The sequence below is a fragment of the Apilactobacillus sp. genome, from assembly GCF_025290035.1.
GTDB lineage: Bacteria > Bacillota > Bacilli > Lactobacillales > Lactobacillaceae > Apilactobacillus.
Map to the genome: position 1 here is coordinate 75,296 of NZ_JAMBKT010000001.1, position 12,688 is coordinate 87,983.

Genomic DNA, 12,688 nt, shown 5'->3' on the forward strand with positions numbered 1-12,688 from the left:
TAATTATTTATTAATTAAATTACTTAATTCAATTACAGAATTAGATGGTAATAATAAGTCAAATTTCCTATTATTAACTACTATAGTAGCACGATGCTTAGTGAAATTAATAGAGTCAATATCAGAAAGTTTAATATCTAACCATTTAGGATTTAATACTTTGCTAATAATGATTCTGTCATCTACAACCGTTATTTTTCTAAATATAATTTGAAATAATGTGAATAGACAAAAAACTAAGAAGAAAAAGATTGTAATCCACTGGATAACAGTTACTTCTAGCCAAAAGATTATCGCGATAAATAACAATGCGAACGTCCATGTCCAGTTAATTACCGTATACAATGGTTCTGGTTGGTATAAAAATGTTCGTTTTTGGGTTATCATTAAGTAAAACCTTCCTTTGGAGAATTTGTGATTATGTTTAAATTATACACTGATGCAGCCACTATGAACAATTCCGGAAATAGTTCCTGTGGAATATTAATTGTTCATGATAATCAACAATACCAATACAAACTTAAACTTGAAGCTAAAAATAACCATGAAGCAGAATTTGAAGCTTGCTTATTAGGATTTAAGCAACTTGAAAAACTTGTCAAATCTGACGATATTGTTGTTTATTATACAGATAGCAAAATTGTTCATGAAAGTTTAGAAAAACAATATGCAAAGCATTTTCAAGATTACGTCGATAAAATTCTGTCAGAACAAAGTAAATATAGTTTAGTGATCAATAATTGGATTGAAGATACAAAAAATGAAGGTGCCCACAATCTTGCGACGCAGGCCCTTCACTTATTTTACTAGTTTAATATAATTTTCGATTGGTTTTCGATATTTTTCAATATCCATCGACAAGTTATCAATTGCCATTTCAGCTAAAATTTTTCCAACTAAAGGTCCAGTTGTTAACCCCGATGATCCTAGTCCACTACCGACTAGGATTTTTTCGTATCCAGGAATTTTACCGAAGAAAGGAGAAAAATCACTTGTATAAGCGCGTGTTCCGATTTTTACGCGGATTAGATTTTCAGCTGACAGGGATGGTAATAACGATGTAGCGCTATTTAATAATTCATCTATTACATCAGCATCTGGATTTAAATCAAAGTCTTTATCATTTTCATGACTAGCCCCAACAATCAAACGACCATTTCCAAGGGGAATAAAATCAGATTCCCCTTCGGGCATTAAAACCGGCATGTCTTCATGTGATAAATTAATATCATTAATAGATAATTCAATTAATTGACCCTTTTGCGGTCTAATATCAACATCTAGAGGTAAATTAGACAATACGTTTTTTGTCCATGCTCCAGTCGCTAAAATAATTTTATCGAACTGCATTTCTTTTCTGTCACAGACCACATTAACATTTTCGTTAATTGAAATTTCTTTATTAATTACAGATACACCATTACTTTTAGCAATTTTTAAAAGATGATCAGTGTATTTATCACCTTTTATTCTTGCACCACCGGTAACCAAAAGACCTGGAAGATTAGAGTTTATAATTGGAATATGTCTTTTAATTTCGTCTGGAGTTAATTTATATATTTCACCAATTGTTTCTGTATCCTTACTTCTTTCAATAGCTAAATCATACAGTTCAGTAATATCTTCAAGATTATTTCTAGTGATAATAGTGCCACATTGATTATAAATATCTTCGGGCATGTTTGTTTTATCAGCAATCGAATTTAAAAGAGTTGCGCCATCCTTAGCTAATTCGTACCAGGACTTATTCCTTCTTTTTGATAACCAAGGGGAAATTATTCCAGCTGCAGCTTTTGTTGCTTGACCGCAACCGTGATCAAACACAGTAATATCTAAATCATTATTTTTATTAAATTCACTGAGATAATATGCAGCAGTTGATCCAACTATTCCGCCACCAATTATTGCAATGCTTTGAGTCAATATATAACATCCTTTATTTTCTTATCTTTTTACCCCAGAATTGGAAGTAATCGGTTCTTAAATTACCATTAAATAATTTTCTTGTTTTTGTAGCTGATTGACCATAAAACTTCTCGAACTCTAAATCAGAAGTTAAGAAATATTTAGACCAACTAGTCATTGGCTTGAATACTTTACCTAGCCCTTTGTATAGCTTTCTAACTTCTTGTTTATCACTTAAACGTTCACCATAAGGTGGGTTAGAAACAACTACCCCGTTAATTTTATCAGTCTTGAAATCTAAAACTGATAGTTGCTTAAATTGAATATCATGTAAAAGACCAACTTCTTGAGCGTTTACTTTGGCAATATCAATCATGTTTCCATCAACATCAGATGCCATAATATCAATTTCTTTATCGTAATCAGCTTGTTCATCAGCTTTATTACGAACATCTTCAATCATTTTTTTGTCCATCCATTCCCATTTTTCACATGAGAATTCTCTGTTGAAACCAGGTGCGATATTTCTGGCAATCATTGCAGCTTCAATTGGAATCGTTCCAGAACCACACATTGGGTCTAAAAATGGCATATCTGGGTACCAACTGGTTAAAAGAATTAATGCTGCCGCCATGTTTTCTTTAATTGGAGCTGGTCCTTTGGCAACACGATATCCACGTTTAAATAAACTTTCACCAGTGGTATCTAAGGTAACGATTACATGATCTTTATTAATTCTTGTTTCCAATTTATATAATTCACCGGTTTCAGGCAAACGAGTGCGACGGTGATAAGTTTCATTTAATTTGTTCACAACGGCTTTTTTTGCAATTGCTTGGACATCAGGAACACTGTGTAATGTAGAGTTATGTGATCTTCCATTCATCGGGAAGTTTGCATCCATTGGAAGTAATTCGTCCCAAGGTAACGCTTTAACGTTTTGGAACAGATCTTCAAAAGTTTTGGCGTCAAATTCTCCAACGATAATTTCGATTCTATCAGCTGTTCTTAACCACAAGTTAGTATTGATGATATCTTCGGTCGTTCCTTCAAATCTAACACGTCCATTTTCGACCTGAACATCATATCCTAAGTTACGTAATTCTTTTCCAACAAGCGCTTCGATTCCAGCAGCACAAGTTGCCATTAATTTAAATTTATTCATTTAATTCTTCCTTTTCACGAATCAAAAATATTCAATAAAAAAAGGGAGGAAGAAAACTTCCACCCTTTCCTGATTGGTGTACATTCCTGTAAGCCATGTTTTGTGCTTTATATTTAAGTCAGGCCTTAAAATATAAAGTAGTAATCATCTATCTGAGAATTAAATTCTCCCCCACACTTAGTTCAATTTCCGTGTGTGAAGCTCCCCTACCAAAGTTTGGGTTTCCCGCTCGTGGGGTTTACCGCGTTCCACCAATACCGTTTCCAATATTGTATCGTCTCTGTGGCACTTTCAGGAGTACTGAAGCATAGTAAACCTTAGCTATTTTCTCCGCCGTTACTACAAAGTAGTCCCCCGGCTTATTTTTTCACCGAGCACGAACACTACAAGCATCGCAGCCTGTGCGAGAGTGGACTTTCCTCAGCCAACAAAAGTTGACCGCGATTACTCAGAATGTACACCAGTTGTTAATTAATTAAAATCTATCAATGCTACTTGGTCCTTCAGTTGAACCAAATACACGTTGTTCAAGATTTGAAACACGCTTTAGTAATTCGTTTTCAATACGTGTTCTACCTAATGTATCTTGACTTGATGGTGTTGAATTTGAATCATCGAAGTAGCCTGATGGAGCAACTCTCGGTTCATTAAATGAGCCACCAGATTGTCTTAATCTTTGAATTTCCATCTTTAGTTGATCGTTTTCATTTTTTAGATTAGTTAATTCGCTATCGAAAGCTTGGTAATCTTTAATAACTCCATCCAAGAAAGTATCAACTTCGTTTGGATCGTACCCTCTCATCTTTTGAGTAAATGCTCTTTCTAAGATGTCTTTAGGGGTAAATTGAATGTTGTTCATTATTCACACCTCGTATTCATAAATAATCTCGAACAAATATTATTTTACCAGAATTTCAAATATTTTCAATTAATCATCAGAATTATTTAAATTATTTTGGTATTCATTTGCCGCTTCTTGTAATTCATCAAAGTCGACTAACCGATATCCATAATCATTTTGCTCTGAAAATCTTTTAATCTGCTCATAATCATATTGTGTTTTACCAGGATTGTCAACATCATAGATTAGTATCGCCTTATCGGTATGTGTAAGCATAAATTCTTGATAAGCTCGCAATTGCATCGGAGATTTGTAAGGATCATTTGATACGCTTGCAGAAAAATCAACATTACTTAGTATTGATGAAAGTCGTGCTTGATTTTGTTCGTTCCATTGATTACCAAATTCTTTAAAAGGAAGCATTACTGATAATTGAAATTCTCCAGGAAGTTCTTCTTTTAAACTAGTAGCAACTTCTGCTGTCCATTGCTCGACTCCCATTTGTCCGCCAGTAATAATCCAATCTGCTCCATCGATAACTTCTTGTTTTATATTATTTTCGATAACGCTCTTAATGACTAATTCTTTAGGATCTTTATTTCCAAAAACTCCAAGTTCGTAGCTTCTATATCCAGTTATCCATACGCGGGACATAAGATGCCCTCCCTTCTATTACTATCTTTTTATTACTAATGGTATAATATCATTAATAATTATGATGTTAATAATGTATTGTTTGCTGAAAGGTGGTTACAATGGTAATTAAATATCCAAATGGGAAATCCTTTAATGCTAACAGTAATAATAAAGCCCCAAACGATAAATACGTAAAACCAACATTATATGGTGGTCGTGGAATGACTTTGGAAGAAGAATTGAATAGAAGTAACGAATTCTATTTAGCTCAAAATATTGCTGTTATACATAAAAAACCTACTCCTGTGCAAATTGTTAAAGTAGACTATCCTAAAAGAAGTGCTGCTACTATTAAGGAAGCATACTTTAGAAGAGCTTCGACAACTGACTACAATGGAGTATATAAAGGTAAGTATATCGATTTTGATGCCAAAGAAACCAAAAATAAAACATCATTTCCATTAGCTAATTTTCATGAACATCAAATCAACCACATGAAAAAATGCATCGAAAATGGTGGTATCTGTTTTGCAATTATAAAATTTATATCAAGTGATGAAGTATATCTATTTAAGGCTTCTGACCTCTTTACCTACTGGGATAATCAATTTAATGGTGGTAAAAAGTCAATAAAAAAGGATATAATTGAAGAACTTGGTTATAAAATTAATTATTCAATTAACCCTACAATTCCTTATTTAAGTGTTGTAGATGAATTAATCTAAACCGTAAAGGAGAATAATACATGTCTCAGAACAACCCAAACCTCGGAAGCAGAGTCCAAAGAAACCAAAAAAAATACAAATCTTCTAAACGCGCTAGCTGGATTAAAAAAATTATCGTTGGTGGACTTGGATTTATCTCTCTTCTAATTGTATTAGGTAGTATTGTTTTCGTATTTTTTGCGTCAACTGCTCCTGATATTTCATATCAATCACTTTCAAGTGATAATTCAACCAAAATTTATGATAATAAAGGCCATGTTATCTCAAGACTTGGTGTTCAAGATAGAGATTATATAAAATCAAATAAGATTCCATCTGAGCTAAAAAATGCGATTGTCTCTATCGAAGATCGTCGTTTTTACAAGCATCATGGTGTTGATCCTATTAGAATTTTAGGTGCTTCCCTATCAAATATCACTTCTGGAAGTTTAAACCTACAAGGTGGTTCTACATTAACTCAACAATTAGTTAAGTTATCAGTGTTCTCAACAGCTGCTTCTGATAGAACCTTTAAACGTAAAGCTCAAGAAGCATGGTTGGCTTTAAAAGTTGAAAAAACTTATTCAAAACAACAAATTCTAGAATTCTACATTAATAAGGTTTACATGGGTAACAATGTTTACGGTATGGAAACTGCTTCTGAATATTATTTTGGAAAATCATTAAGTAAATTAACGCTTGCTCAAACTGCTTTGTTAGCTGGAATGCCACAGTCGCCAAGTTACTATAACCCATACATTTATCCTAAATATGCTCAACAAAGAAGAGATGAAGTATTAAATGCAATGGCATCTTATGGAGCAATTACACAAAGTCAAGCCAATGAAGCTAAAAAGACTAGTGTTAAAACAGGATTAGTAAGTAGCCATAAAAGTAGTAGCTTTAGCTCTGTTAACGAAAAGTATATTGATGCTTATCTAAAACAAGTTATTCAAGAATTAAAAGCACAAGGATACAATACTCAATCTGGATTGAAAGTTTATACTAATCTAGACTTATCAGCTCAAAAGAAACTATATGATTTAGCAAACAACGATGCTGCTGTTGGATTCCCTAACAGCACAATGCAAATTGGTGCTACCCTTGTTAATCCAAAGACTGGTGCCGTTAATGCAATGATTGGTAGTAGAAAGAGTGATATTCAATTTGGTTTAAACCGTGCTGTTCAAACCGATCGTTCTAGTGGTTCAACTGCAAAACCTTTAATGGATTATGGTCCTGCAATTGAATATCTAAATTACCCTACTTATCAATTAGTTCATGACACTCCATACACTTATGGTGGAACAAGTATTTCACTAAAAGATTTTGATAATAAATATCAAGGTACAATTTCAATGCACAAAGCATTAATTGAATCTAGAAATATCCCTGCTATTAGAACACTTGAAAATGTTGGAATCAGTAAAGCAACTAACTTCTTAAGTTCGTTAGGAATGACATTTAATAGTGATCTTTCACTTCAAAATGGTATTGGTTTATATGTATCCACTGAACAAGAAGCAGCCGCTTACTCAGCATTTGCTAATAATGGTGTTTACCACAAACCTTACTTAATTAGCAGAGTTGTTACGCCTGATAAAGTTTCCCATGATTTCACTTCTGAAGGAACTCAAGTCATGAGTCCTGCAACAGCGTTCATGATGACATCAATGCTAAAAGGTGTTATTAATTCAGCAAGTGGTTCAGGAACTGCAGCATACATTCCTAGTTTATACCAAGCTGGTAAAACAGGAACTACTCAATATCCAGATAACACATACAATGGTGTTCTTCCTGCATATGCAGCAATGGATTCATGGTTTACAGGTTATACTCAAAACTACGCCCTATCTGTTTGGACAGGATATGATAAACCTTATGAAACTGGAAATTACATCTCTGCGGCACAAACTAATATTGCTCAATTAATTTACAAGTATGAAATGCAATATATTTCTCAAGGTAAATCAAACACTGATTGGACAAAACCAAGTGGTGTTACAGCAGTTAAATCTGGCGGACAAACTGAATACTATAAGAATGGATATTCAGCAATTCAACCGGATAAAACAACTGGTTACAAAGGTGCAAGTTTATCAACCGTCTTAGATAGTACTAAGAAAGCTACAAAAGATTCTAAGACCAATAAAGATAACGAAGATGACGATAAGGATTCACAAAAAGATAAGAACAACGCAACTCAAAGTTCTGGATCAGGATCTGGTTCAGGTTCTAATAATAACGAATCAAATCAACAAACTTCTCAAACAAACACCAATAATAATCAAACTACAAACACTCAAAACAACAGCAATCAAAGTAGTAATAGTCAACAAACTCATTAATAAATAAAAAGAGTCTAGAATTTAATTCTAGGCTCTTTTTATTTGTCTATTTTAAAGATTGGTATTTCTGGTTTGTCATTATTATTTACATTCAGAGAGCTGTTTTTATTTCTTCTAGTTTCTCGTTCATGTCTATTCTTTTCAACATCAGCGGGTGTTTTAATATTAGCCTTCTCCCAATTAACAAGGATGCGGTCGATATATTTCAAACTATAAACTTGATTTAAAACAGATTCTCTCAAGGCTAATTGAATCATTTTCGTATCGTAATGATCATCATTTATCCATTGATTAATTGTTTCTATTTCAATTGGCGAAAGTGGACGACCAAATTCTGATTCAATTTTATTAAAGGTGTCTTTTCTATCAGACTCTTTTGTTACAATAGATTCTCCTTTATTATCAAAAACATCGTCATTATTATTTTGATTTAATTCTGATAATTTATCGTACATTAAAGAGAAGTCATAGATATCAAAAGATTGGCCTCTTCTATCAGTTAAAGTTTTTATTTTCATCAACTTATTTTGAATTAACTCGTGAAGTATTTGATAAATTTTAGCACTAGACATACCTGTTGATTCAGTTAATTCGTTAATATCTGGGAAGTAACTTCCCAAATCAATACTTCTTTTTATTTGCAAATATAACACTAGTTGATCACTATTCATACCCAGTTTGGGATAGTTTTTCAAAAGTAAATTTGAGATGGTTGTATTACCAGACTGCAAAAGCGCCTTAGCAAATTTATCCATAGAAAACACCCCTTTTATACATTATCTATAAATCTTAGGATTTTACCGGTTTTAAAATCAACTACAGAATAAGCTAATCCATTTTTGCTATTAAAATAACTAACTGCCCACGCTGCTTCTCCATTGAAAATAGTTGGGGCAACACTAATTAGTTTACTGATAGCTTGCTTTTCATTGGTTATATTCTTAGCTTTATCAGAGGAAATCCCATCCGATGTCTTAACAATATTAATGTTTCCCGTTTTCTTTTCAATTATAGCCATAACGTTTTGCTTTTCTTTATTTGTTCCTTGAATTGTGTAATAGGTTCTATTTAAATCAGACATATAGAATCTTTCTACTTTAGTGATACCTGCTTTTTTCTCAGCTAAATTGGTTGCTTGGCTTTTAGCTGTTGAAATCGGCAATCTAGCCCACAATAAAAGCCCTATCATCATAATAAACAAAACAATAACAATTATAATAAGCCATTTAAATAGTCTGAAATAATTAAACTTTTTTGATAAAGAATAATTCATGGTTTCACCTCACTAATTCTTCTTAAATTTTTCAATGATTTTTCTTTTTTCCAAATATTCTGGTTTTATATGATTTGGTAATAAATCAATTAAATTATTACCATATGGTCCATCAATAACTTCTTTATCCCTAAAATAAATAAGCGCATTACGATTTGATGCCTTTATAACACTTTTAATTGCATCTTTAATGCTTAATATACTTAAAGGAATTGATAATCCATCGTTTGGATTACCATGTTGATCATTAATCAAATCATATTGAGCTTGTAAGTACACGTCATCAAATTCGTTTAACGGAAATGCATCAATAATCAGATTATTAATTTTTTTACCCTTTTGACAAATTAAATCCATTAATTCATTGTTCCCAATAATTATATTCTTGGAATCATTTACTATCTTCTTGACTATCTTATCATTATTCCCTATAAAATCTTGAATTAGAATGACGTTTTCATCATATACATCAGAATCTCGTAAAGATTTTAGAATCTCCCTAGCCCTTTTTTTAGAGTTTGTAAGAATAAATGAATTACCACTATTATATTTCATTAACTTATTAATCTTCATTGGAATTTGTAAAGATTCATCCAATATCAAATTAACCGAATCATTTAAGTCTAATTCATCTTCAAACTTAATCATTCTTGTATTACTACGGTTTAATTCTAACTCATCGTAGAAATATTGTGATCTTTTAGATGAATATATAGAACTATCCATAAATACAATATTCTTAAATTTTTGATATAAACCATTAGATAGTATATTGGTATTTCTGATAAATCCACCAACAAACTTACCGTTATTAATATCTTTATCGTCATTAGTTAGAAATGCAAAAGTTTTTTCTTGGTTATATGACATAAGCTTAAACAATCTGTAAATATTGTTTTCAATAAACATACTAAACTCATTAATTTGATCGAAGAAAGCATAAAGAATGGCTTTGTCTTGACCTGTAAAATGATTAATTGATCTTTTTAAATCATCCGCAATATCTAAAATAATTTGATTATTTCTAGAGATGGAATTAAATAAACTCTTTTTACTTGTTATGAATTCTTCAAGTTTTTCAGTATCTGGTTTTAAAATAAATCCATCAACGATTTTTTCTAATTTAGCTTTAGAATAAAAATAATATAAAAATTCATCTTGCAGTTCTTCAATTTGAGTACAATTTTTGGTAAATAGATTTTCTATTTTTTTAATCAAGCTGTAATGCTTCTTTGATTTATTAAAGATATCGTACACATTCCGATTGTGGCTTTGGTATAAAAGATTGGTAAGATGATTAGAAATAATTTTATTGTCACTAAACTTAAAATCAACTCTAAACTGATCTAAAGCATGCTTATTTAGTTTTCTTGCATCTTTAATTACCAAATATGGATTACCTTCTGATAAATCGTCATAATTATTTAATAAATAATCATGAGAAACTAAAACGACGTTAGCATTGTTAAAATCATTTGATAATTTTTTAATATAATATCCATGATTTTGTTCATCGCTAACAACATTCAAAAAGTAATTTTGATTGTTATCTTTATCCAGTTTTAATTCTCTAATATCACCAGTTTTTGTGAAAGTAAGCCATATCAAAATCTTACATTTCAAAAATTGGGTGTTTTTGGAATTACTTTTAACTTTTAAACTATCAGAGAATTTATCGATATCAATATAGTCTGAAACAGATCTAACTATTAAACTTCTAACATCATTTGGAATAATCTTATTCAATTTATTCACTTGTTGAACAATTGATGAGTTAGATAAAAACTCTTCATCTGCAGCAACTACTATCTTTTGATTGCTTGATATTAGATAACTTAACGGAAATAAATAACTAAAATCGTAGTTAAAATCACCGCTAGTTTCAATAATTGTATTAGTACTGTCATTATGGGAATGATAATTACCATAAATTGAATTCATCAGCTTATTTTCTGTTTCATTAAATTCAACGATACCCTTAAACATTTTTTCTTTTTTACGCTTATTATTTGGATATTTAAGCTCTTCAAATGAAGCTGAAGATTTATATTTAATCTTTCTTATTTTCAAATCCTTAATATTAATCATTTTAGGATTATCTTCATTTTTCTTATTACTGTATACATATTTAAATAAATCCAAAGTGTTCATTGGTAAGGATGGATTTATATCTAAAATTTGTTTGATTGTTTTTTTAGGCAAATTATCCAACTGATGTAAAAGAATGATTAATATTTTAGCCGTTGCTAAGGCATCACTACTAGATGAGTGTGGATGCTCATGAACAATATTAAGACTTTTACTTAAATCGGTTAGTTTATAACTAGATTCTGTTGGTAATAACAATTGACTTAAAGTAACTGTATCGATTGATTTATTATGTAATTCTTTATGGTTTACTCTTTGAAATTCTAAATTTAAAAATGGAAAATCAAAATTGACGTTATGCGCAACAAAAACTGTTCCTTCAAGTAGTTCATAGATTTTATTAGCTACTTCAGAAAAAGTTGGTGCGTTAACGACTGTTTGGTTTGATATTCCTGTTAGTTTTGTAATTTCAGTTGGAATGTTAATTTCAGGATTAATAAACGAATTGAATGATCCAATTATTTTAGCATTTTGAATGAACGTACAACTAAATTGAATAATTCGATTTGTATCGTTAGATTGACTACTACCGGTAGTTTCAATATCCACCACTGAAAAAATGGTTTTACTCATAATTAGTTCACCAATCTTTCAAAAAATACTTACTTTAATGATACTACAATTCGTACCGTTATATCTATTAATTTAAAACCCTAATTTACTAAATTTAAGTTATTTTTATTCTGTCACTTTTATGATAATATTAAAATCAAGAGAAAGTGAGCGATAACATTGACAAATCAAGCAATCGGACATAGTCACGCTAAAATAATTCTAATGGGCGAACACAGTGTTGTATATGGTCAACCTGCAATTGCCCTTCCTATCCCTAAGATAGATTTAAACGTGAAAATTGTCGAAAAAAATAACGGTATATTATTGAATAGTAAATACTACATTGGCAATATCAACAATATTCCTAATGACTTACTAGGAATTAAAAATTTAATCAATGATACCTTACACAAATTAAATAAAGAAGATTCTTCCTTTGAAATGACAATCGAAAGTGCGATTCCATCTGAGAGAGGTATGGGTTCTTCTGCTGCAACTTCTGTCGCAATTGTTAAATCTCTATATAATTATTTTAACGTTCCTTTAGATAAGGATACATTGTTAGAATTAAGTAATATAGAAGAAACCATTACCCATGGGAACCCTTCTGGTTTAGATACTGCTACTGCAGGATCAGACAATCCGGTTTGGTTTATTCGTAATCGTGTCTTAAATGAAATTGATTTCAATCTAAACGCCGTTTTAGTAATTGCTGATTCTGGAATCAAGGGAAGAACAGATATTGCAATCAACTATGTAAAGCAACAATTAACTCATAAGAACAAAGAAACCATGGAATCAATTAAACACATTGGTGAATTAGTTACCAAAGCTAAATATGATATTGAAAATAATAACCCTACTGAACTCGGTGCGTTAATGTCTGAAAATCAAAAAGAGCTTAAGAAATTAAAGGTCAGTAATGATAAAATTGATGAGCTAGTTGAAATAGCTAATCGTAACGGTTCTTTAGGTACTAAATTAACAGGTAGCGGATTGGGCGGATGTATTATTGCACTTGCTAAAAATATAAACGATGCTAATACCATTGAAAATGCGTTATTAAAAGCTGGCGCATTAGATACATGGATTCAACCTTTTAATTAAATCAGT

At 31.1% G+C, this 12,688-nt stretch carries 12 protein-coding genes and 1 other RNA gene; 4 read left to right on the top strand and 9 right to left on the bottom strand.

What is annotated here, in order from left to right; translation table 11 throughout:
- Positions 1–3: 3 nt before the first annotated feature.
- Entirely contained in the window at positions 4–387 is a 384-nt protein-coding gene (locus tag M3005_RS00380; protein ID WP_293792707.1) for an EbsA family protein, read from the bottom strand.
- A 33-nt stretch (positions 388–420) separates the two neighbouring features.
- Between M3005_RS00380 and M3005_RS00385 the strand changes: the two genes are divergently transcribed.
- Complete coding sequence (locus M3005_RS00385) at positions 421–810, top strand: ribonuclease HI family protein (protein ID WP_293792708.1); 390 nt, start codon at positions 421–423, stop codon at positions 808–810.
- On the opposite strand, the gene M3005_RS00390 is transcribed toward M3005_RS00385, so the two are convergent.
- From M3005_RS00390 to M3005_RS00410, 5 genes are all read right to left on the bottom strand, one after another.
- Positions 799–1,923: an NAD(P)/FAD-dependent oxidoreductase gene (locus tag M3005_RS00390; protein WP_293792709.1), complete on the bottom strand. Its 1,125-nt coding sequence runs from the start codon at positions 1,921–1,923 to the stop codon at positions 799–801. The genes M3005_RS00385 and M3005_RS00390 overlap by 12 nt on opposite strands.
- A gap of 13 nt (positions 1,924–1,936) precedes the next feature.
- Positions 1,937–3,070 carry a THUMP domain-containing class I SAM-dependent RNA methyltransferase gene (locus M3005_RS00395; protein ID WP_293792710.1) on the bottom strand — a complete coding sequence of 378 codons (1,134 nt, stop codon included), beginning with the start codon at positions 3,068–3,070 and terminating at the stop codon, positions 1,937–1,939.
- A gap of 84 nt (positions 3,071–3,154) precedes the next feature.
- Positions 3,155–3,526: RNase P RNA component class B (rnpB, locus tag M3005_RS00400), an RNA gene on the bottom strand.
- A gap of 19 nt (positions 3,527–3,545) precedes the next feature.
- Positions 3,546–3,929, bottom strand: coding sequence for a cell division regulator GpsB (gpsB, locus tag M3005_RS00405; protein ID WP_293792711.1), 384 nt, complete (start codon positions 3,927–3,929; stop codon positions 3,546–3,548).
- A 69-nt stretch (positions 3,930–3,998) separates the two neighbouring features.
- Positions 3,999–4,565 carry an SLOG family protein gene (locus tag M3005_RS00410; protein ID WP_293792713.1) on the bottom strand — a complete coding sequence of 189 codons (567 nt, stop codon included), beginning with the start codon at positions 4,563–4,565 and terminating at the stop codon, positions 3,999–4,001.
- A 101-nt stretch (positions 4,566–4,666) separates the two neighbouring features.
- Between M3005_RS00410 and recU the strand changes: the two genes are divergently transcribed.
- Together recU and M3005_RS00420 are read left to right on the top strand one after the other, a co-directional pair.
- Entirely contained in the window at positions 4,667–5,272 is a 606-nt protein-coding gene (gene recU, locus M3005_RS00415) for a Holliday junction resolvase RecU (RefSeq protein WP_293792714.1), read from the top strand.
- Positions 5,273–5,292: 20 nt separating this feature from the next.
- Positions 5,293–7,599: a PBP1A family penicillin-binding protein gene (locus tag M3005_RS00420; RefSeq protein ID WP_293792715.1), complete on the top strand. Its 2,307-nt coding sequence runs from the start codon at positions 5,293–5,295 to the stop codon at positions 7,597–7,599.
- A gap of 38 nt (positions 7,600–7,637) precedes the next feature.
- Here M3005_RS00420 and M3005_RS00425 read toward each other — a convergent pair whose 3' ends face one another.
- Genes M3005_RS00425 through M3005_RS00435 form a run of 3 tightly spaced genes read right to left on the bottom strand, consistent with a single transcriptional unit; the run spans position 7,638 to position 11,593 of the window.
- On the bottom strand, positions 7,638–8,354 hold the full coding sequence (locus M3005_RS00425) for a DnaD domain-containing protein (protein WP_293792718.1): 717 nt from the start codon (positions 8,352–8,354) through the stop codon (positions 7,638–7,640).
- A 14-nt stretch (positions 8,355–8,368) separates the two neighbouring features.
- The gene (locus M3005_RS00430; protein ID WP_293792719.1) at positions 8,369–8,872 is read right to left on the bottom strand and encodes a cell wall elongation regulator TseB-like domain-containing protein; all 504 of its coding nucleotides are present in this window, start codon (positions 8,870–8,872) and stop codon (positions 8,369–8,371) included.
- A gap of 12 nt (positions 8,873–8,884) precedes the next feature.
- Positions 8,885–11,593, bottom strand: a complete 2,709-nt coding sequence (locus M3005_RS00435; protein ID WP_293792720.1) for an exonuclease domain-containing protein — start codon at positions 11,591–11,593, stop codon at positions 8,885–8,887.
- A 159-nt stretch (positions 11,594–11,752) separates the two neighbouring features.
- On the opposite strand from M3005_RS00435, the gene mvk reads away from it, so the two are divergent.
- On the top strand, positions 11,753–12,682 hold the full coding sequence (mvk, locus tag M3005_RS00440; protein WP_293792721.1) for a mevalonate kinase: 930 nt from the start codon (positions 11,753–11,755) through the stop codon (positions 12,680–12,682).
- Positions 12,683–12,688: the final 6 nt, after the last annotated feature.

Excerpts from the sequence above, each read along its gene's own strand:
- M3005_RS00395 (WP_293792710.1), bottom strand. The coding sequence starts at position 3,070 with ATGAATAAATTTAAATTAATGGCAACTTGTGCTGCTGGAATCGAAGCG.
- M3005_RS00410 (WP_293792713.1), bottom strand. The coding sequence starts at position 4,565 with ATGTCCCGCGTATGGATAACTGGATATAGAAGCTACGAACTTGGAGTT.
- M3005_RS00420 (WP_293792715.1), top strand. The coding sequence starts at position 5,293 with ATGTCTCAGAACAACCCAAACCTCGGAAGCAGAGTCCAAAGAAACCAA.
- M3005_RS00385 (WP_293792708.1), top strand. The coding sequence starts at position 421 with ATGTTTAAATTATACACTGATGCAGCCACTATGAACAATTCCGGAAAT.
- M3005_RS00435 (WP_293792720.1), bottom strand. The coding sequence starts at position 11,593 with ATGAGTAAAACCATTTTTTCAGTGGTGGATATTGAAACTACCGGTAGT.
- M3005_RS00430 (WP_293792719.1), bottom strand. The coding sequence starts at position 8,872 with ATGAATTATTCTTTATCAAAAAAGTTTAATTATTTCAGACTATTTAAA.
- M3005_RS00425 (WP_293792718.1), bottom strand. The coding sequence starts at position 8,354 with ATGGATAAATTTGCTAAGGCGCTTTTGCAGTCTGGTAATACAACCATC.
- gpsB (WP_293792711.1), bottom strand. The coding sequence starts at position 3,929 with ATGAACAACATTCAATTTACCCCTAAAGACATCTTAGAAAGAGCATTT.
- M3005_RS00380 (WP_293792707.1), bottom strand. The coding sequence starts at position 387 with ATGATAACCCAAAAACGAACATTTTTATACCAACCAGAACCATTGTAT.
- recU (WP_293792714.1), top strand. The coding sequence starts at position 4,667 with ATGGTAATTAAATATCCAAATGGGAAATCCTTTAATGCTAACAGTAAT.